This window comes from Streptomyces sp. NBC_00316 (assembly GCF_036158715.1).
GTDB lineage: Bacteria > Actinomycetota > Actinomycetes > Streptomycetales > Streptomycetaceae > Streptomyces.
Genome location: NZ_CP108023.1, coordinates 3,836,751 through 3,856,489, shown reverse-complemented (window position 1 = coordinate 3,856,489; position 19,739 = coordinate 3,836,751). Strand labels below are relative to the sequence as shown.

Below are 19,739 nucleotides of genomic sequence, written 5' to 3'. Positions count from 1 at the left end.
GGGAGGCCTGAGGGCCTGTCATTCGACGCCCCGGCGGGTCTAGGCTCACCGGATGACCTTGGAATGGGAACAGGTAATTGTTCACTCGGCAGATCCGGTTGCCCTGGGGCAGTGGTGGGCCGAGGCTCTCGGTTGGGTTGTGGTCCACTCCTCTGACGAGGAGTTCGAGATCCGCCCGGCGCCGGATCGCCTGCCGGGATTGGACTTCGTCCGGCTTGACGAGAGCAAGAAGGCCAAGAGCCGACTGCATCTCGACTTCAGGCCTGATGACCAGGAAGCCGAGGTGGCTCGTCTGGTAGCTCATGGCGCACAGCGTGTTGATATCGGCCAGGGTGGTCAATCGTGGGTTGTCCTGGCAGACCCCGAAGGCAACGAGTTCTGTGTCCTCGGCCAGCGGGGTCAGTAAGACGCACGCCTGGATGGGGTCGATGTCGAACATATGGTGCGCGATCAGCGGGCCGCAGCGGCGGTGCTTCAACGGGCAGGTCCAGCGAATAGCCGGCACCGGCCCGGGGCCCGGAACGGTCCTGCGGCGACGCCGGCCTGTCGGGCGGCCCTCCGTTGGTCATGCCGTCAGTGTCACCGGTTCGGAGGGGACAACACCGAGCGCAGTTGCCTGCGGGAGCTGACTCCGAGCTTGGTGAACACGTTGCCGAGGTGCCATTCCACGGTGCGTGGACTGATGAACAGCTGGGCGGCGATCTCGGGATTGGTGTGCCCGTCTCTGGCCAGCCCGGCGATCTGGGTTTCCTGGCTGGTGAGTTCGGAGAGCGTGTCGACCGTCCGCTTGCGCACGGTCTCCCCGGTCGCCAGGAGCTCCCTGCGGGCGCGCTCCGCGAAGCCGTCGGCTCCGAACCGGCTGAACGCCTCGTAGGCGGAGCGCAGCTGATCGCGGCTTTCCTGGCGGCGGTTGCGGCGACGCAGCCACTCGCCGTACAGCAGGCGGGCGCGGGCCAGGTGGACGGCGATCCGGCAGCGTCCGAGACGCTCGATCGCCTCCTGGTAGAGCGCATCGGCGTCCCGGTCGTCGCTCAGGAGCGCGCGCGAGCACGCTGCCAGACCCAGGGCCCAGTCGGTACCGCTCGCGCGTGTGCGTTCGGTGAGCTTGTCCAGCGCCCAGGCGCCGGCCTCGGGGTGCCCGCCGCGGGCGGCCGCCTCGATCAGTTCGAACAGGGCCCACCCGAAGAATCCCAGGTCCTCGTACTGGCAGACGTGCGCCGCGGCTGCCAGCGCGGCGTCGTAGTGGCCGAGGCCGTTGTTCAGTACCGCCGTGGCGTACTCGGTCAGGCTGAGCGCGCGTCCCTCCCCTCGGGCGACCACCTCTTCGGCGGTGGTCTCGATGAGTTCCCGGGCCGGGGACTCCTGGGCGCGCCAGGCGGCGACCAGCAGCGAGCTGTACATCATGGGGACGCCGCCCACCGCCTCCGAGATCGCGGTCGCCTCGTCGATCAGAGCCGCCGCGGTGTCGAACTCGCCGGTATGCACGAGGAAGCACGCCTGGTACGTCAGCGCCATCGGGAGGACGGCGAGCGCCCCCGCCTCGCGGGCGATGCCCACGGCGCCGGTCGCCAGTTCCTGCCATGCGTCGTCGTCCCACAGCTCCGGCGCGAGAGGCTCCGGTGTCACCCGACACGCCAGCCACATCCAGCGCCGGTCCTCATCCGTCGTGCCTGATCCCTGCTGCCGCCAGACGACGTGCATCGCGTGCCGGAGAGCGTCGACGCCGGCGGCGTGGCCGTCGATGATCAGGCGGGTCAGGCTGTCCAGGAGGACGTCGACCATCCGCGGCGGGGACGACGGCGACGGTCCGGCGCGGGCCGCCTCTGCCACTTCTCGCAGCCCGGGCCCTTCACTCAGCCGACCGGCGAACATCGCCGCGCCGAACGCTTCCAGCAGGGTGTCACGGGCCAGGGCGGCGTCGAGCGGCGCCAGCCGGTGCGCGGCGTCGAGCAGCAGCCGGGGCGCGTCGCCGCCGCGTACCTGCGAGAACACCAGGCGGGCCCGCAGCCGCTCGAGCCGGGCACGCTGCAGGTCGTCGAGCGGGCCGGCCTCCGCGACCGCCAGCATGCTGTGGGCCTGATCGACCCCGCCGGCATCGATCGTGGCCTGGGCGGCGGCCAGCGCCCGGGTGACGCGGCGCCCGGGATCGGGCGTCAGCTCGGCCGCCCGCCGCAGGAACGCCGCCGCCGCAGCAGCACCTCCCCTGCCCCTGGCCCGGCACGCCGAGCGCTCCAGGTCGAAGGCGACGCTCTCCTGGGGCCGGGCGGCGGCGTGGGCGCGGTGCCAGGCCCTGCGGTCGGGGTCGAGGTGGGGATCGGTGGCCTCCGCCAGCGCCTGGTGCGCCGCCCGGCGCTGTGGTGCGGACGTCCTCTGGTACACGGCCGAGCGCACCAGAGGATGGTGGAACCTCACTATCGTGCCGAACTCGACCAGGCCCGCGGCCTCGGCAGCCGTGGCGGCCGAGGCCGCGGGGATCCCCTGCAGGCCGGCCGCGCGCCACAACAGGCCCACGTCCCCGGTCGGCTCGGCCGCGCCGGTTATCAGGAGCCGCCGGCTCTCCTCCGGCAGCATCTGGAACCGCTGGTGGAGGACGGCCTCGATGCTGCCGGCCACAGGACCTCCGGTGGGGAACCCGAAGCCGCCCGCCAGTTCGGCGGGCGCGAGCGCGCGCGGCAGCTGCAGCAGCGCCATCGGATTACCGTGCGCCTCGGCCACGATCCGCTCCCGTACCAGCGGATCGAACGGCACGCGGACAGCCGATGCCAGCAGGGCACGCGCCTCGGGGTCCCTCAGCCCCTTGACGATCAGTTCCGGCAGACCTGCCAGCTCGCGGCCGTCGGCCGAATCCCGCCGGGCAAAGATCAAAGCCACCGGTTCGGCCACCAAGCGCCTGGCGACGAACGCCAGCACCTGCAAAGACCCTTCATCAAGCCACTGCGCATCGTCGACGAGGCAGGCCACGGGCCGATCCACGGCGGCGCGGGCCAGCAGGCTCAGCACCGCCAGGCCCACCAGGAAGCGCTGCGGCGGCCCGCCCTCCCGCAGTCCGAAGGTGACGGACAACGCATCGCGCTGGGGTGCCGGCAGCTCGCCGAGCCGGCCCAGCAGGGGAGCGCACAGCTGGTGCAGGCTCGCGAACGGGAGCTCCATCTCCGACTCGATGCCCGCGACGGCGACGGTGCGGAACCCGTCCGCACGGCCGGCCGCGTAGTCCAGCAACGCGGTCTTGCCGATACCGGCCGCTCCGCGAAGCACCAGCACCGCGCTGCTGTCCGTCCGCGCCGTGGCCAGGACCCGGTCCACTGCAGCCATCTCCTGGCCCCGGCCGCGTAGAGCCGCCTGTGCATCGATGGCGGGCACGCCCATGGACCCATCTCCCTGATGCGTTGATTTACCCCTTCATATGACTTTATTCCCCTTCGGGTGCTTTTTGGCGTTCGGCGGACTCGGGCCGCCCCCAGGGTCTGGCCACGGGGTCCGGTCACGGGGCCATCCCCGGGAGTTTCCCCGGGGCGACGCGCGCCGCCCCCGTCCACCGTGGAAGAGCCCGCGGCACGGAGCCGCTGACACAGCAAGGAGAATTACGACATGTCTGACACTTCCGCGTCGACGGCGATCCGTCCGTTCGCGTTCCAGTTCCCCGAGGCGGAGCTCGAGGATCTGCGCGCACGCATCAAGGCGACGCGTTTCCCCGAGCGGGAGACCGTCGAGGACCAGTCCCAGGGCACGCAGCTCGCCACCGTTCAGGAACTGGCGCGGTACTGGGCCGAGGAGTACGACTGGCGCAAGGTCGAGTCGAAGCTGAACTCCTACCCGCAGTTCATCACCGAGATCGACGGGCTGGACATCCACTTCATCCACGTCCGCTCGAAGCACGAGAACGCCCTGCCGGTGATCGTCACGCACGGCTGGCCTGGTTCTGTCGTCGAACAGCTGAAGATCATCGAGCCGCTCACCAACCCGATGGCCCACGGCGGCGACGCCTCGGACGCCTTCCACGTGGTGATCCCCTCGATGCCCGGCTACGGCTTCTCCGGCAAGCCCACGGCCAAGGGCTGGAGCCCCGAGCGCACCGCCCGTGCGTGGGGTGAACTGATGAAGCGCCTGGGCTACACCAAGTACGTCGCACAGGGCGGCGACTGGGGCGCGATCGTCACCGACCTGATGGGCGCGCAGGAGCCCGAGGGCCTGGTCGGCATCCACACCAACATGCCCAAGGTGATCCCGGCCGGCATCGACGCCGCCCTCGCCAAGGGCAACCCGCTGCCCGAGGGCCTGTCGCTGTCCGAGGAGGAGAAGGCGGCCGTCGAGCAGCTGGGCTTTGTCTACCAGCACGTCTACTACGCGTACATGATGGGCGACCGCCCGCAGTCGCTGACCGGGCTGGCGGACTCCCCGGTCGGTCTGGCGGCCTTCATGCTCGACCACGACAAGGCCAGCCTGGCCATGATCTCCCGGGCCTTCGACGGTGTGACCGAGGGCCTGTCCCGGGACGACGTCCTGGACAACATCACACTGTTCTGGCTGACCAACACGGCGATCTCCGCGGCCCGTCTCTACGCGGAGAACACCACCTCGTTCTTCGGTATCAACAACGTCAAGCTCCCGGTCGCCGTGAGCGTCTTCCCCGACGAGCTCTACCAGGCGCCCAAGAGCTGGGCGGAGCAGGCGTACCCCAACCTCGTCCACTACAACAGGCTTCCCAAGGGCGGCCACTTCGCGGCCTGGGAGCAGCCGGAGCTCTTCGTGAACGAGGTCCGTACGGGCTTCCGCACCCTGCGGTGACCGACCGCCCCTGACGCCTGCAGGCGTAAGTCCGGCGGGAGTTGACGGCGCATTCCCGGGGCGGCCCGCTCCCCGGAGGTGGACAGCTGGGGGGACCGTCCCGGGTGTCCGGCGACAGCACCAGGCTCCAGGAAACCGCGCAGGTCGCAGGGGTGAATGGAGCCGCTGCGCGTCTTCCGGCTCGGCCTGCCCAGGTCCGATATCCAGCGCCGCCAATCGAACTGAGCCCCCGACCAGCATGTCTGGTCGGGGGCTCAGTCGTTTTCCGGGCCTCCTGCACGTGTTCGGCCAGGGCCGATCCGCTGTCTGAGTTCGTGTCTGCCCCGCGTGCACCGAGCGTTGCGCGCTGCCCTGTCGGACCCGTGGGGATCCGGTGGCGCGCAGCACGGTCCGGTGGGGCAGGGCGGGACGGCCGGTCCGGGCCACTCGCTGTGGCAACGACACGCTAAGGCGATGGTCGCTCGTTCGGCCCAACCAGCTTCGCGCTCCACGCAGTTGGCGGGGGTGGGCGGAGAGGGCCGGTCCGGACCGAAGAGAGGGGCCCGGCGCGCCCGTCCCTCGCCCCGTCGATCCCGCGACGCCCCGTCCCCCGTCGCCCCGCCCATGCCGTCAGTTCCCCGCGACGTCCTTCACCGCCACCGACACCGGCACGTTCCCGGAGATCAGTTCCAGCGTCAGACCTGCCGTCGCGGGGGTGTCCAGCAACTCCAGCAGCGCCGCCGCCACATCGTCGCGCGCCACCGGCCCGCGCCCCGTCGACACGGCCATCAGGACCTGTCCGGTGCCTGCGTCGTTCGTCAGCATCCCGGGGCGCAGGATCGTCCAGTCGAGACCGGGCCTGGAGCGTACGTACGCGTCGGCGGCGCCCTTGGCCCTCAGGTACGCGTCGAAGACCTCGTCACCCGGGTGGTCCGGGTCGGCACCCATGGCCGAAACCACGACATAGCGCCGTACGCCGGCCCGTTCCGCCGCGTCCGCGAACAGCACCGCCGCGGCGCGGTCCACCGTGTCCTTGCGTTCTCTGCCGCTGTTCGGGCCCGCACCGGCTGCGAAGACGGCCGCGTCGGCGCCGCGCAGGACCTCTGCGGCCTGTTCCACGGTGGCCGATTCGAGGTCCAGGACGACCGGTTCGGCGCCGGCCGCCCGGAGGTCGTCGCCCTGTTCCGGATTGCGGATGACGCCTGCGGCCTCATCTCCGCGCGCAGCGAGCAGCCGCTCCAGCCGCAGCGCGATCTGACCATGTCCACCTGCGATGACAATGCGCATGGTCACGACCGTACGCCGGACTGCGCCTCCGTGCTCAAGGCCCGCCGCAGGGACCGGAATCCGGTCGTCCCTGGCGTGGCAGGTCGAGGGCCACGACGGTCTCCGAGTCGCAGTACTCGCGTACGGCACTGGTGCGCGCCACCACTCGCCCGCGGTGCACGACGATTCGGCTGTAGGCGAGCGAGAGCACGCCGGCGAGCTGTTCGCCGCGTACGGCGAGGAGTTCGGCAGGGAAGCCTGCCTCGACCCGGACCTCGGGCAGCCCCATGACCTCCCTGGCGGCGGCGGACACCGTGCCGTAGGCGGCCTCGGCCGGTAGTCCGCTCTGCGACGCGAGAAGGTAGGCGGCTTCCAGCGGGTCGCCGCGGCCCACCGGGTTCGCGACATCGCGCAGTGCTCCGCTGCCGGCTGCGACCCGCACTCCGGCCGCGCGCAGGAGCCGTACCGGAGCGGTGCCGCGGCGTTCCGTCCCGCTGCAGCCGCCCTGGGGGAGGCAGATCACGGTCACTCCGGCGGCGGCGAGCTGATCGGCGGCGCGGATCATGGTCTGCGGCGGCAGATGGGAGAGGCCGGCGCACGGGCCGATGGAGACTCCGTGCCGCAGTCCGGCCGCCATGGCGGCGAGTCGGGTCAGCCGGGCCGGATCGTCACCGTCCGTATGCAGGTCGACCGGGCAGCCGTGTGCGGCGGCGATCTCCAGGACGGCTTCGGCGTACCCGGCGGGGTCGGGGTCGATGTCGGGGCAGCCGCCGACGACGGCGGCCCCCATTTTCACGGCGTCGCGGAGCATGGCGAGGCTGTCGGCGCCTGCGATGCCGGTGAGCAGGCGGGGTACGGCGACGGGGGTGAGGTCGGTGAGGCCGTGCAGGGAGCGGCGTGCCTGGAGGACGGCCTCGAGCGGGGCCAGCCCCGTCGCGTCCCCGATCCGGACGTGGGAACGCAGCGCGGTGGCGCCGTGGCCGAGTTGCAGGAGGGCGGCCTCGGTGGCGCGACGCTGGATGTCGTCGGGATGGTGGGAGGCGGGTCCCGGGCCGGCGCGGTCCGCGGTGAGGGCGGTGTCGCTGTGGGTGTGGGGTTCGGCAGGGGCGGGGAGCAGGAGGTAGCCGCGGAGGTCCACGCGGGCGCCGGGCGAGGTGAGATTGCCCGCGGTGCCGACGGCCTCGATGCGTCCGTCCCCCAGCCGTACGTCCACGATGCGTCCGTCGGTGAGGCGGGCGCCGCACAGCGCGAGCGCGGTGGCTTCGGCGGCGGGGTCGTCCGGCTGCCGCGGCTGGCTGTCGGGCATTGCGCTCCTGGTCGGGGATGCAAGATCACGCAGAGTGAGTCGAGCCTAGGGGTGCGGTCGTGCGGGTCCGGGCAGGAGCGCAATAGTCGTACCGGTGTGGCCCGGCGAGGCCGACGAGGTGGACGGGGCGGGTGTGGGCGGGCTGCGCGGGGGTGGCCGGGGAGCGGATCAAGTCGCTGATCAGGCGGCCTGTGGGGTCTTCGGCCGGTCATGGGCGGGCCGCCGGTCCGGGGATCGGGGCGGGGTGGATCCACGCCGGGGCGGGGGGCTGCGAAACGGATTTGGGCGATCGGCGAGAGACCGTGTAATGTCTTCATCGCTCGCCCCAATAGCTCAGTCGGTAGAGCGTCTCCATGGTAAGGAGAAGGTCTACGGTTCGATTCCGTATTGGGGCTCTGGTGATCGGAGAACCCCGCCTCACGGCGGGGGGATCCGTCATCAAAGCGGTGTAGCTCAGTCGGTAGAGCAAGCGGCTCATAATCGCTGTGTCACCGGTTCAAGTCCGGTCACCGCTACTTACGGTAGCCGATTGTGGGGTCGGTCCTTCGATCGGCTACTCTTTTTTGCGTTCATCCGTCCATCCGTCCGTCCAAGGAGCACTCACGTGGCTGCCACCGACGTCCGCCCGAAGATCACGCTGGCCTGCGTGGAGTGCAAGGAGCGGAACTACATCACCAAGAAGAACCGGCGTAACAACCCGGACCGTCTTGAGATGAAGAAGCACTGCCCGCGCTGCAACTCGCACACTGCGCACCGCGAAACCCGCTGAATCAGGCTCGTACACGAGGCCGTCCCCACTGGGGGCGGCCTCGTGTCGTTGTACAGGGCTGTTCTGTGCAGGGCCGCTCTTCCGGCCCATTCGTCTTTCCATCAGGAGGTAGCGAGCCCATGGCGCTCGACCAGTCCTTCGTGGGGCGGACCTATCCGCCCACCGCGCCGTACGAGGTCGGCCGGGAGAAGATCCGTGAGTTCGCCGAGGCGGTGGGCGACCCCAATCCGGCATACGTGGATCCGGAGGCCGCCCGTGCGCTGGGGCATTCCGATGTGATCGCGCCGCCGACCTTCGTCTTCTCGATCACCTTCAAGGCCGCCGGGCAGGTGGTGCAGGACCCGCAGCTGGGTCTGGACTACAGCCGCGTGGTGCACGGTGACCAGAAGTTCGTGTACGTGCGTCCGGTGCGTGCGGGGGACCGGCTGACGGTCACTTCGACGATCGAGGGCATCAAGTCCCTGGCGGGCAACGACATCCTCGACGTCCGTGGCGAGGTCCACGACGAGGCCGGCGAGCATGTCGTGACCGCGTGGACGAAGCTGGTGGCGCGCGCCGCCGAGGAGGCGTGATGACGGCGAAGGTTGCGTACAAGTCGGTCGAGGTCGGTACGGAGCTGCCGGCACAGTCCTTCCCGGTGACCCGGGCGACGCTCGTGCAGTACGCGGGGGCCTCCGGTGACTTCAACCCGATCCACTGGAACGAGAAGTTCGCGCGTGAGGTCGGGCTGCCGGACGTGATCGCGCACGGCATGTTCACGATGGCCGAGGCGATCCGGGTGGTCACGGACTGGGTCGGGGACCCGGGTGCGGTGGTCGAGTACGGGGTGCGGTTCACCAAGCCGGTCGTCGTGCCGAACGACGACAAGGGGGCGCTGGTCGAGGTCAGCGCCAAGGTCGCCGCCCTGCTGGACGACAACCAGGTGCGGGTGGATGTGACGGCCATGAGTGAGGGCAAGAAGGTGCTGGGCATGTCCCGTGCCGTCGTGCAGCTCGCCTGAGCCGCCACACGAGTCTGTGCGTAAGGGGCATCCACCCATGGTGGGTGCCCCTTACGCGTCGGCCTTCTGCGTCGCTTCCGGAGCGGCGCCGTAGAGCGCTTGACCAAGTTAGTGATTGAGTACTAACTTAGCTGCATGGCCAGGATGAGTGCAGAAGAGCGGCGCGAGAGCGTCATCCTCGCGGCGATCGCCGAGTTCGCCCGCGGCGGGTACGACGGCACCTCCACGGAGGCGATCGCCAAACGGGTCGGTGTCTCGCAGCCGTATCTCTTCCGCCTCTTCCCGAGCAAGCAGGCCATGTTCCTCGCCGCGTCCAACCGCTGCCTGGCGGACACCCGGAAGGTCTTCGCGGAGGCCGGTGACGGGCTGGACGGCGAGGAAGCGCTCCAGGCCATGGCGACGGCGTATCAGCGCCTCATCGTCGACGACCCGGACAAGTTGCTGATGCAGATGCAGATGTACGCGGCGGTCGCCGCGGCCGAGGCGGCCGGGGACCACGAATTCGGCGAGTCGGCGCGGGCCGGCTGGCTGCAGATGTGGGACGAGATCCATCTCGCGCTCGGTGCCGATGTCGGCGGGACCACGACATTCCTCGCTTACGGCATGCTCATCAACACCCTGGCCTCGCTCGGCTTCCCGTCCGACCACCGCGTGTGGGCCGGTTTCTACCCCTCGGCTCGGCCGACCGTCTGAACAGTGCTCCCCGGGTTCGGCCCGGTTTTCTGCCCATCAAAGTTAGTAATCAATAACTAACCCTCAGGGGGAGTAGTGAGCCAGCACACCGCAGGCCGCTCAGGAGCGGTCTGGGCCCTCGTCATCACCAGTGTCGCCAGCTTCATGGCGGCGCTCGACAATCTCGTCGTCACCACCGCCCTGCCCTCCATCCGCGAGAGCCTCGGCGGCGAACTGCCGGAGCTCGAATGGACGGTGAACGCGTACACCCTGACCTTCGCCGTTCTGCTGATGTTCGGGGCGGCCCTCGGTGACCGGTTCGGCCGGAGACGGCTCTTCCTCGCCGGGCTCACCGTCTTCACCGGTGCCTCCGCCGCCGCGGCCCTGTCGTCCGGGATCAACGAACTGATCGCCTTCCGTGCCGTCCAGGGGGTGGGTGCGGCGATCATGATGCCGCTGACGCTCACCCTGCTCACGGCCGCCGTGCCGGCCGCCCGCCGGGGCATGGCGCTCGGCATCTTCAGCGCCGTCACCGGACTGGCCGTCGCCAGTGGGCCCCTGATCGGAGGCAGTCTCACCGAGCACCTCTCCTGGCAGTGGATCTTCTGGCTGAACGTGCCGATCGGCCTGGTTCTGCTGCCGCTGGCCCGGCTGCGTCTGGCGGAGTCGTACGCCCCGAACGCCCGGCTCGACATCGCCGGCACCCTCTTGGTCAGCGGCGGACTCTTCGGCATCGTCTACGGGCTGGTCAACGCCAACGCCGACGGCTGGACCAGCCCCACGGTCCTCACCGGGCTGATCGCCGGTACCGCGTTGATCGGCGGATTCGTCCACCACGGATTCCACGCGAAGAACCCCATGCTGCCCATGCGGCTCTTCCGCAACCGCGGCTTCTTCGGGATCAACATGGCCGGCCTGCTGATGTTCCTCGGGATGTTCGGCTCGATCTTCCTGCTCAGCCAGTACTTCCAGGGCGTGCTGGGTTACTCACCGAGCGAGGCCGGGCTGCGCATGCTGCCCTGGACGGGCATGCCGATGCTGGTCGCCCCGATCGCCGGATATCTCTCCGACCGGTTCGGCGGCCGTCCGGTCGTCGTCACCGGCCTCGCGCTCCAGGCCGTCGGACTGGCCCTCTTCGCCATGATCATCGCTCCCGACGTCCCGTACACCACCCAACTGCCCGCCCTGATGATCGGCGGCATCGGCATGGCGCTCTACTTCGCGCCGGCCGCCAGCCTGGTGATGTCCAGCGTCCGCCCCGCCGAGCAGGGCATCGCCTCCGGCGCCAACAACTCCCTGCGCGAGGTCGGTGGCGCCCTCGGTGTCGCGGTGCTCGGCTCGGTCTTCTCGGCGCAGGGCGGTTACGGCTCCGCGGATTCCTTCACGGACGGGACCGTCCCGGCGGTCTGGATCGGCGCCGGGGTGGTGGCGCTCGCCGCTGTCGCCGCCCTGCTGATCCCGGGCCGCCGCACCACACCGGCGCCCGCGGTGGACCCGGGGGCGGGTGTGGAGCCGGCCGAGGGGCGGGTGGCCCCGGTCGCCGCCTGATCCATGGCCCGGTATGCATGCGGTCCGTGGCCCCGCCCGAGCGGTGGGGCCACGGACCGTACTCTTGTCCCCGTGCAGGAACTCCACGATGCCCCCCTCGCCCCCCTGACCACCTTCCGGCTCGGCGGCCCCGCGGCCCGTCTCCTGACGGCGACGACCGACGCCGAGGTGGTCGCGGCCGTGCGCGAGGCCGACGACAGCGGCACCCCGCTTCTCGTCATCGGCGGCGGCAGCAATCTGGTCATCGGCGACAAGGGCTTCGAGGGCACCGCCCTGCGCATCGCGACCAAGGGCTTCGAGCCGGCCGGCACGGCGCTGGAGCTGGCCGCCGGCGAGGTCTGGACGGACGCCGTGGCCCGGACCGTCGAGGCCGGTCTCGCCGGCATCGAGTGTCTGGCCGGAATCCCCGGCTCCGCGGGCGCGACACCGATCCAGAACGTCGGTGCATACGGCCAGGAGGTGGCGTCGACCATCACGGAGGTCGTCGCCTACGACCGGTACACCCGTGAAACGGTCACCATTCCGAACGCCGAGTGCGCATTCTCGTACCGGCACAGTCGCTTCAAGGCCGAACCCGACCGCTTCGTGGTGCTGCGTGTCCGGTTCGCACTGGAAGACGCGGGTGGACTCTCCGCGCCTCTGAAGTACCCCGAAACGGCCCGCGCCATGGGTGTCGAGCAGGGCGACCGGGTGCCCGCGGCGGCCGCCCGCGAGACCGTGCTCCGGCTCCGCGCCGGCAAGGGCATGGTGCTGGATCCGGAGGACCACGACACCTGGTCGGCGGGCTCCTTCTTCACCAACCCGATCCTCGACGGCGCGCAGTTCGAAGCGTTCCTCGCCCGCGTCCAGGACCGGCTCGGACCCGAGGTGACGCCCCCCGCCTTCCCCGCGGGCGGGGGACACACCAAGACCTCGGCGGCCTGGCTCATCGACAGGGCCGGATTCACCAAGGGGTACGGAACCGGCCCCGCCCGTATCTCCACCAAGCACACGCTCGCCCTCACCAACCGCGGCGAGGCGACCACCGAGGATCTGCTCGCGCTCGCCCGCGAGGTCGTCGCGGGGGTCCACGACGCCTTCGGGGTCACGCTCGTCAATGAACCGGTGACGGTCGGCGTCAGCCTCTGAGGCCCGCCGCACGGGCCGTCCGAGCGCCGGCGCGGGGCGCACGGGGCGTCGGCGTCAGTACGCCACGCCCACGCCCTGCTTCACCGCAGCCGGATCGTCGATCAGCGCCAGCATCGCGTGCGCCACATCGGCCCGCGAGATGGACCGGCCGCTGCGCGGGTTGCTGCCGTGGACCGTCCGGTACGCCCCCGTCAGCGGCCCGTTGGTGAGCTTCGGCGGCCGTACCGACGTCCAGTCTGTGGCGCTGCGGGCCAGCGCGGCCTCCATCAGCGTCAGGTCGGCGTAGACCTCCTTGAGGATCGCGCCGATCGCCTTCAGCATCATCCGGTCCAGCAGCGGGTCGTCCGCGGGCTCCGGCGCGACCGGGGCCGCGCTCACCACGAGCAGCCGCCGCGCCCCCTCGGCCTCCATCGCCCGGATCACCGCGCCGGTGAGCCGCTCGGCGATCCCGTCGGCCCTGCGGCTGCGTGAGCCGAGCCCCGAAAGCACCGCGTCCCGCCCGGTGACCGCCTCGCGCAGCGCCTCCGGATCGTCGATCCGCGCCACCGTGTGAACCGTGAGGTCGGAGAGGGGAACCGGCAGCCGCGCCGGATCGCGGACCACCGCCGTCACGTCGTGGCCCGCGACCACGGCCTGTCGGACGATTTCCTGGCCGATGCCGCCTGTCGCACCGAACACCGTGAGTCTCATTGCGCACCCTCCTGGGGTGGGTAAGTATTCACTCACCCCTAGAGTGAGCGGATACTTACCACGCGTCAAGCCTCACGGAGTGCACATGGAGCAGAAGCCGGCCCGCGTCCGCATCATCGACGCCGCCCACCAGCTGATGCTCACCATCGGCCTGGCCCGGGCGACCACCAAGGAGATCGCCCGGGCCGCGGGCTGTTCGGAGGCGGCGCTCTACAAGCACTTCCCCAGCAAGGAGGAGCTCTTCGTGGCCGTGCTCAAGGAGCGGCTGCCCAAGCTCAACCCGCTGCTGCAGCGGCTGACCGCCGACCCGGGGGCGGGGGAGCGGACCGTCGAGGAGAATCTCACCGAGGTCGCCCGTCAGGCCGCGCTCTTCTACGCCCAGAGCTTCCCGATCGCCGCCTCGCTCTACGCGGAACCGCGGCTCAAGAACCGCCACGACGCGGCCATGCGCGAGCTCGGTACCGGTCCGCACATGCCGATCCGGGGCCTCGCCGGCTACCTCCGCAGCGAACAGGCGGCCGGCCGTGTGCGGTCGAGCGCCGACACCTACGCGGCCGCGTCGCTGCTGCTCGGCGCCTGCGTCCAGCGTGCCTTCGCCTACGACGCGACTGCGGAGGGCCGCCCTCCGCAGTCACTCGACGAGTTCGCCGCGTCCGTCGCGCGCACGGTGCTGCACGGGATCGGCACACAGGCCTGAGCCGACGGGAGAGGCCTCGCCGCCGGCCGGCTTCGCCAGCCAGTCGTCGACCCCCGCCAGCAGCCGCTCCCGCACGTCTGAGGGCGCGGCCGATCCCCGGACGGACTGCCGCGCCAGCTCCGCCAGCTCCTCGTCCGTGAACGCGTGGTGGCGGCGTACGAGCTCGTACTGCGCGGCCAGCCGGGATCCGAAGAGCAGCGGATCGTCCGCGCCGAGTGCCATCGGCACCCCGGCTTCGAACAGAGTGCGCAGGGGTACGTCCGACGGCTTCTCGTAGACGCCCAGCGCCACGTTCGACGCCGGGCACACCTCGCAGGTCACCCCGCGCTCCGCCAGTCTGCGCAGCAGCCGCGGGTCCTCGGCGGCCCGTACACCGTGTCCGATCCTGGCCGCGTCGAGATCGTCCAGACAGTCCCGCACGCTCGACGGGCCGGCCAGCTCCCCGCCGTGCGGGGCCGCCAGCAGGCCGCCCTCCCTGGCGATGGCGAAGGCCCGGTCGAAGTCGCGTGCCATCCCGCGCCGCTCGTCATTGGAGAGCCCGAAGCCGACGACGCCCCGGTCCGCGTACCGCACCGCGAGCCGGGCCAGCGTCCGCGCGTCCAGCGGGTGCTTCATCCGGTTCGCCGCGATCACCACACGGATCCCGAGCCCGGTCTCGCGCGCTGCGGCGTCCACCGCGTCCAGGATGATCTCGATTGCCGGGATGAGTCCGCCGAGCAGCGGGGCGTACGAGGTGGGGTCGACCTGGATCTCCAGCCAGCCGGAGCCGTCCGCGACGTCCTCCTGGGCCGTCTCGCGCACCAGCCGCCGGATGTCCTCGGGCTCCCGCAGACAGGACCTGGCGATGTCGTAGAGCCGCTGGAAGCGGAACCAGCCGCGCTCGTCCGTCGCCCGCAGTCTGGGCGGCTCGCCGCCGGTCAGCGCCTCGGGCAGCCGCACGCCGTACTTGTCGGCGAGTTCGAGCAGCGTCGTGGGCCGCATCGACCCGGTGAAATGCAAATGCAGGTGGGCCTTGGGCAACAGCCGAACATCACGCTCCATCCCAAGATCCTGCCGCACCCGCGTGCCGTCGCGATAGCCGGTTTCCCCATCGGATTGACCATCGAACGCGAGCTCGAACGGCGGTCTGAGGGAGAGCAGGCACGAAAAAAGGTGCCCCCGGCCTCGGCCGGGGGCACCTGTGCGCAGGGGTGCGGAGGTCAGTCCTTCGCCTCGCCCAGCAGCTTCTGGATCCGCGACACGCCCTCGACGAGGTCCTCGTCGCCCAGGGCGTACGACAGCCGCAGGTAGCCCGGCGTGCCGAAGGCCTCGCCCGGGACGACCGCGACCTCGGCCTCGTCCAGGATCAGCGCCGCCAGCTCGACCGAGGTGGCCGGGCGCGTGCCGCGGATCTCCTTGCCGAGCAGCGCCTTCACCGACGGGTACGCGTAGAACGCGCCCTCGGGCTCCGGGCACAGCACGCCGTCGATCTCGTTGAGCATCCGCACGATGGTCTGCCGGCGGCGGTCGAAGGCGGTCCGCATCTCGGCGACCGCGTCCAGGTTCCCGGAGACGGCGGCCAGCGCGGCGACCTGGGCGACGTTCGAGACGTTGGACGTGGCGTGCGACTGCAGGTTGGTCGCGGCCTTGACGACGTCCTTGGGCCCGATGAGCCAGCCCACGCGCCAGCCGGTCATCGCGTACGTCTTGGCGACGCCGTTGACCACGATGCACTTCTCGCGGAGCTCGGGCACGAGCGCGGGCAGCGAGGTGAACGTCGCGCTGCCGTAGACCAGGTGCTCGTAGATCTCGTCGGTGAGCACCCACAGGCCGTGCTCGACGGCCCACTCGCCGATGGCCTTGGCGTCGGCCTCGCTGTAGACCGCACCGGTCGGGTTCGACGGGGAGACGAACAGCACGACCTTCGTACGCTCGGTGCGCGCCGCCTCCAGCTGCTCGACGGAGACGCGGTAGCCGGTGGTCTCGTCGGCCACGACGTCCACCGGGACGCCGCCGGCCAGACGGATCGACTCGGGGTAGGTGGTCCAGTACGGCGCGGGGACGATGACCTCGTCGCCCGGGTCGAGGATCGCGGCGAACGCCTCGTAGATGGCCTGCTTGCCGCCGTTGGTCACCAGGATCTGGGAGGCGTCGACCTGGTAACCGGAGTCGCGCAGCGTCTTCTCCGCAATGGCGGCCTTGAGCTCGGGGAGCCCGCCTGCCGGGGTGTAGCGGTGGTACTTCGGGTTGCGGCAGGCCTCGACGGCGGCGTCGACGATGTAGCCGGGCGTCGGGAAGTCGGGCTCGCCGGCACCGAAGCCGATCACCGGACGGCCGGCGGCCTTGAGGGCCTTGGCCTTGGCGTCCACGGCGAGGGTGGCGGACTCGGAGATTGCACCGATGCGGGCGGAGACCCGGCGCTCGGAGGGAGAAGTTGCAGCGCTCATGGGGCCCATGGTCCCAGACCTCGATCCCCGTCGGCACAGGGGTTTCAGGGACCGGACAGCACTCGGACACGATGCGGACAAGAAGCGGACAGGAGTTGTCCGGAGCTATCTGTTCGACGCCGGGGCGCTGAGCACGTACACTCACCTGTCGTTGGCCTTCACCAGCCGCACCGTTCCTGCACCCGAAGCATCGGGGAAGATGCGGTAGGTTGGTGGAAACCACAAAGGGTCGTAGCTCAATTGGTAGAGCACTGGTCTCCAAAACCAGCGGTTGGGGGTTCAAGTCCCTCCGGCCCTGCTACACACTCCTTCGCCAGGATGTGTGCGCATGTACGTACTTCAATGCACCGCCGTGCGACGGATTCACCGGGCGCGGCGCGGCCATGACCCGGAATCAGGTGAGAAGCGTGACGGACGCCGTGGGCTCCATCGACATGCCTGATGCCGAGGATGAAGTTCCCGAGTCGAAGAAGAAGACTCGGAAGGGCGGCAAGCGCGGAAAGAAGGGCCCCATGGGTCGGCTCGCGCTGTTCTACCGCCAGATCATCGCCGAGTTGCGCAAGGTTGTCTGGCCGACTCGCAACCAGCTGACGACGTACACGTCCGTGGTGATTGTCTTCGTGGTCGTCATGATTGGTCTTGTGACCGTGATTGACTTCGGATTCCAGCGGGTCATCAAGTACGTCTTCGGATGATCCGGCGGAGGGCGCCTCATGGGCGCCCCTTTCGCATGTTCCACCCATTTGTATCCAGGAAGAAGCAGCCACCGTGTCTGACCCGAACCTGAACGACGCCGTCGAGCCGACGGCGGGCGCCTTCGAGTCCGCCGAGGACGAGCTCGAGATCGTCGAGGCGGCGGACGCTGTGGAGTCGGACCAGGCCGAAGCTGCCGACGCCGACGCCGCGGGCGAGCCCGCCGAGCAGGCCGCTGTGAACGTCGAGGACGACGAGGACGAGGCCCCTGCGGCCGACTCCGAGGAGGAGTCCGCCGAGGATGAGTCCGCCGAGGGCGACGACGAGACCGCCGAAGAGGCCGAGCCGGCCGCTCCGGTCGACGCCGTCACCGCTCTGCGCGACGAGCTCCGCGGTCTCCCCGGCGAGTGGTACGTCATCCACACGTACGCCGGCTACGAGAAGCGCGTGAAGGCCAACCTGGAGCAGCGCGCCGTTTCGCTCAACGTCGAGGACTTCATCTACCAGGCCGAAGTGCCCGAGGAAGAGATCGTCCAGATCAAGAACGGCGAGCGGAAGAACGTCCGTCAGAACAAGCTCCCGGGTTACGTCCTGGTGCGCATGGACCTGACGAACGAGTCCTGGGGTGTCGTCCGCAACACGCCGGGTGTCACCGGCTTCGTGGGCAACGCCTATGACCCGTACCCGCTGACTCTGGACGAGATCGTCAAGATGCTCGCCCCGGAGGCCGAGGAGAAGGCCGCCCGCGAGGCCGCCGAGGCCGAGGGCAAGCCGGTTCCGGCCCGCAAGGTCGAGGTCCAGGTGCTGGACTTCGAGGTGGGCGACTCGGTCACCGTCACCGACGGCCCGTTCGCGACGCTGCAGGCGACGATCAACGAGATCAACCCCGACTCGAAGAAGGTCAAGGGCCTCGTCGAGATCTTCGGTCGCGAGACCCCGGTCGAGCTCAGCTTCGACCAGATCCAGAAGAACTGACGGTTTTCACCGACTTCTGGACACATGCCTACCGAGCAGGTCAGAGGGGCTGTAAAGCCCGTCTGACCTGCTCGGTTTTTGGTCGCACAGCTATACCCGTTATCGTTGTGCGGTATGCCTGCATCCGGATGATCCGGATGACGGCGAAAAACTCTCACTAGGACCCGGAGAGAGCAATGCCTCCCAAGAAGAAGAAGGTCACGGGGCTTATCAAGCTCCAGATCAACGCCGGTGCGGCGAACCCGGCTCCGCCGGTCGGCCCCGCGCTCGGCCAGCACGGCGTCAACATCATGGAGTTCTGCAAGGCCTACAACGCCGCGACCGAGTCGCAGCGTGGCATGGTCGTGCCGGTGGAGATCACGGTCTACGAGGACCGCTCCTTCACCTTCGTGACGAAGACCCCGCCGGCTGCCAAGCTCATCCTCAAGGCCGCAGGTGTGGACAAGGGCTCCGGCGAGCCGCACAAGACCAAGGTCGCGAAGCTCACGAGCGCCCAGGTCCGCGAGATCGCCACGGTCAAGCTGCCCGACCTGAACGCCAACGACCTGGACGCCGCGTCGAAGATCATCGCCGGCACCGCCCGTTCCATGGGCATCACGGTCGAGGGCTGATCAGCCCCGTAGTCCTTCAGTGGTAGGGCCAAGCGCTGGCCCGCACCACGCCTCCACACCCGCCACGCGGCGACAGCCGCATGGTGTTACTCCCACAGGAGCAGCAGTGAAGCGCAGCAAGAACCTCCGCGCTGCGGACGCCAAGATCGACCGGGAGCGCAACTACGCCCCCCTCGAGGCCGTCCGTCTCGCCAAGGACACCGCCAGCACCAAGTTCGACGGCACCGTCGAGGTCGCGTTCTGCCTGGGTGTAGACCCGCGCAAGGCCGACCAGATGGTCCGTGGCACCGTGAACCTCCCGCACGGCACCGGCAAGACCGCCCGGGTCCTGGTCTTCGCGACCGGTGACCGTGCTGCGGCCGCGGAAGCCGCGGGCGCCGACATCGTCGGCGCCGACGAGCTCATCGACGAGGTGGCGAAGGGCCGTCTGGACTTCGACGCCGTCGTCGCCACTCCGGACCTCATGGGCAAGGTCGGCCGCCTCGGCCGCGTGCTCGGTCCGCGTGGTCTGATGCCGAACCCGAAGACCGGTACGGTCACCCCCGATGTCGCGAAGGCTGTCAACGACATCAAGGGCGGCAAGATCGAGTTCCGCGTCGACAAGCACTCGAACCTGCACTTCATCATCGGCAAGGTCTCCTTCGATGACACGAAGCTGGTCGAGAACTACGCCGCGGCGCTGGAGGAGATCCTCCGTCTGAAGCCGTCCGCCGCCAAGGGCCGCTACATCAAGAAGGCCACCCTGGCCACCACGATGGGCCCCGGCATCCCGCTGGACGCCAACCGCACCCGTAACCTCCTCGTCGAGGAGGACCCGGCCGCCGTCTGAGCCCCCGTGCTCGTACGAACGCCGCGTCACGTGTGACTTCGACGGCCCCGCACCTCTCCAGGTGCGGGGCCCGTCCTCGTTTCCGGCCCCCGACGACGTGAGGAAGACCGGCCGGGGGGAGCCAGGGCGCCGCCACGACGCCTGCTCCGGCACGGCCGGTGTTGCCCGAGCCGGCCGCGACGAACGCCGCCGGTGACGCCGGCAGAAGCTCCTGGGGCGGCAGCAGGACAGCGCAGCGGGCGCGTCTTAAACCTCCCGCACCGCCCGAACCGGGACGGATTTGCTCGGCGCGGCCCCGGTCGCGTACTCTCCTCCAGAAGCCAAAGACCGCTGGTCGTTGCTGCGCTCTCGCAAGAGGGACAGCG

General features: G+C 70.0%; 19 protein-coding genes and 3 tRNA genes. 16 read left to right on the top strand and 6 right to left on the bottom strand.

Translation table 11 applies throughout. The features are described 5' to 3' along the window. The first annotated feature begins 52 nt into the window (after positions 1–52). Entirely contained in the window at positions 53–406 is a 354-nt protein-coding gene (locus OG878_RS17090; protein ID WP_328887579.1) for a VOC family protein, read from the top strand. 173 nt (positions 407–579) lie between these two features. Here the strand turns inward: OG878_RS17090 and OG878_RS17085 are convergent, their stop codons facing one another. Continuing rightward, a complete protein-coding gene (locus OG878_RS17085) occupies positions 580–3,366 on the bottom strand; it encodes an AAA family ATPase (RefSeq protein ID WP_328887578.1) in 2,787 nt (928 codons plus the stop codon). Between the two features lie 222 nt (positions 3,367–3,588). Between OG878_RS17085 and OG878_RS17080 the strand changes: the two genes are divergently transcribed. Next, positions 3,589–4,785, top strand: a complete 1,197-nt coding sequence (locus OG878_RS17080; RefSeq protein WP_328887577.1) for an epoxide hydrolase family protein — start codon at positions 3,589–3,591, stop codon at positions 4,783–4,785. Between the two features lie 609 nt (positions 4,786–5,394). Here the strand turns inward: OG878_RS17080 and OG878_RS17075 are convergent. Together OG878_RS17075 and OG878_RS17070 are read right to left on the bottom strand one after the other, a co-directional pair. After that, a complete protein-coding gene (locus OG878_RS17075; RefSeq protein WP_328887576.1) occupies positions 5,395–6,051 on the bottom strand; it encodes an NAD(P)H-binding protein in 657 nt (218 codons plus the stop codon). 34 nt (positions 6,052–6,085) lie between these two features. Then, on the bottom strand, positions 6,086–7,336 hold the full coding sequence (locus OG878_RS17070; protein ID WP_328887575.1) for an amidohydrolase family protein: 1,251 nt from the start codon (positions 7,334–7,336) through the stop codon (positions 6,086–6,088). Between the two features lie 322 nt (positions 7,337–7,658). On the opposite strand from OG878_RS17070, the gene OG878_RS17065 reads away from it, so the two are divergent. From OG878_RS17065 to OG878_RS17030, 8 genes are all read left to right on the top strand, one after another. Further along, a tRNA-Thr gene (locus OG878_RS17065) sits at positions 7,659–7,731 on the top strand. Between the two features lie 47 nt (positions 7,732–7,778). Continuing rightward, a tRNA-Met gene (locus tag OG878_RS17060) sits at positions 7,779–7,851 on the top strand. 89 nt (positions 7,852–7,940) lie between these two features. Continuing rightward, the gene (gene rpmG / locus OG878_RS17055) at positions 7,941–8,105 is read left to right on the top strand and encodes a 50S ribosomal protein L33 (RefSeq protein WP_003956487.1); all 165 of its coding nucleotides are present in this window, start codon (positions 7,941–7,943) and stop codon (positions 8,103–8,105) included. A 119-nt stretch (positions 8,106–8,224) separates the two neighbouring features. Next, positions 8,225–8,677 carry a MaoC family dehydratase N-terminal domain-containing protein gene (locus tag OG878_RS17050; protein ID WP_328887574.1) on the top strand — a complete coding sequence of 151 codons (453 nt, stop codon included), beginning with the start codon at positions 8,225–8,227 and terminating at the stop codon, positions 8,675–8,677. Next, the gene (locus OG878_RS17045) at positions 8,677–9,105 is read left to right on the top strand and encodes a MaoC family dehydratase (protein WP_328887573.1); all 429 of its coding nucleotides are present in this window, start codon (positions 8,677–8,679) and stop codon (positions 9,103–9,105) included. Before OG878_RS17050 ends, OG878_RS17045 begins: the two co-directional genes overlap by 1 nt. A 144-nt stretch (positions 9,106–9,249) precedes the next feature. Beyond that, positions 9,250–9,798, top strand: a complete 549-nt coding sequence (locus tag OG878_RS17040; protein ID WP_328891271.1) for a TetR/AcrR family transcriptional regulator — start codon at positions 9,250–9,252, stop codon at positions 9,796–9,798. A 75-nt stretch (positions 9,799–9,873) separates the two neighbouring features. Then, a complete protein-coding gene (locus OG878_RS17035; protein WP_328887572.1) occupies positions 9,874–11,325 on the top strand; it encodes an MFS transporter in 1,452 nt (483 codons plus the stop codon). Between the two features lie 72 nt (positions 11,326–11,397). Continuing rightward, complete coding sequence (locus OG878_RS17030) at positions 11,398–12,453, top strand: UDP-N-acetylmuramate dehydrogenase (protein ID WP_328887571.1); 1,056 nt, start codon at positions 11,398–11,400, stop codon at positions 12,451–12,453. Positions 12,454–12,507: 54 nt separating this feature from the next. Here OG878_RS17030 and OG878_RS17025 read toward each other — a convergent pair whose 3' ends face one another. After that, positions 12,508–13,143 (bottom strand): NAD(P)-dependent oxidoreductase, encoded by a 636-nt coding sequence (locus tag OG878_RS17025; protein ID WP_328887570.1) that lies wholly within the window; start codon positions 13,141–13,143, stop codon positions 12,508–12,510. 85 nt (positions 13,144–13,228) lie between these two features. Between OG878_RS17025 and OG878_RS17020 the strand changes: the two genes are divergently transcribed. Next, positions 13,229–13,840: a TetR/AcrR family transcriptional regulator gene (locus OG878_RS17020; RefSeq protein ID WP_328887569.1), complete on the top strand. Its 612-nt coding sequence runs from the start codon at positions 13,229–13,231 to the stop codon at positions 13,838–13,840. Here OG878_RS17020 and OG878_RS17015 read toward each other — a convergent pair. Both OG878_RS17015 and OG878_RS17010 read right to left on the bottom strand, forming a co-directional pair. After that, a complete protein-coding gene (locus tag OG878_RS17015; protein WP_328887568.1) occupies positions 13,775–14,881 on the bottom strand; it encodes an adenosine deaminase in 1,107 nt (368 codons plus the stop codon). The two genes, OG878_RS17020 and OG878_RS17015, sit on opposite strands and share 66 nt — an antisense overlap. A 158-nt stretch (positions 14,882–15,039) precedes the next feature. After that, complete coding sequence (locus OG878_RS17010; protein WP_328887567.1) at positions 15,040–16,266, bottom strand: pyridoxal phosphate-dependent aminotransferase; 1,227 nt, start codon at positions 16,264–16,266, stop codon at positions 15,040–15,042. A 225-nt stretch (positions 16,267–16,491) separates the two neighbouring features. Here OG878_RS17010 and OG878_RS17005 point away from each other — a divergent pair. The 5 genes from OG878_RS17005 (at position 16,492) to rplA (ending at position 19,374) form a co-directional block, all read left to right on the top strand. After that, positions 16,492–16,564, top strand: a tRNA-Trp gene (locus OG878_RS17005). A gap of 109 nt (positions 16,565–16,673) precedes the next feature. Then, the gene (gene secE / locus OG878_RS17000; protein ID WP_277327839.1) at positions 16,674–16,961 is read left to right on the top strand and encodes a preprotein translocase subunit SecE; all 288 of its coding nucleotides are present in this window, start codon (positions 16,674–16,676) and stop codon (positions 16,959–16,961) included. Between the two features lie 73 nt (positions 16,962–17,034). Then, positions 17,035–17,934, top strand: a complete 900-nt coding sequence (gene nusG, locus OG878_RS16995; protein WP_328887566.1) for a transcription termination/antitermination protein NusG — start codon at positions 17,035–17,037, stop codon at positions 17,932–17,934. A gap of 176 nt (positions 17,935–18,110) precedes the next feature. Beyond that, entirely contained in the window at positions 18,111–18,545 is a 435-nt protein-coding gene (gene rplK / locus OG878_RS16990) for a 50S ribosomal protein L11 (RefSeq protein ID WP_030914099.1), read from the top strand. A 106-nt stretch (positions 18,546–18,651) separates the two neighbouring features. Further along, positions 18,652–19,374 (top strand): 50S ribosomal protein L1, encoded by a 723-nt coding sequence (gene rplA / locus OG878_RS16985; protein ID WP_267003026.1) that lies wholly within the window; start codon positions 18,652–18,654, stop codon positions 19,372–19,374. The last annotated feature ends 365 nt before the right edge of the window (positions 19,375–19,739 follow it).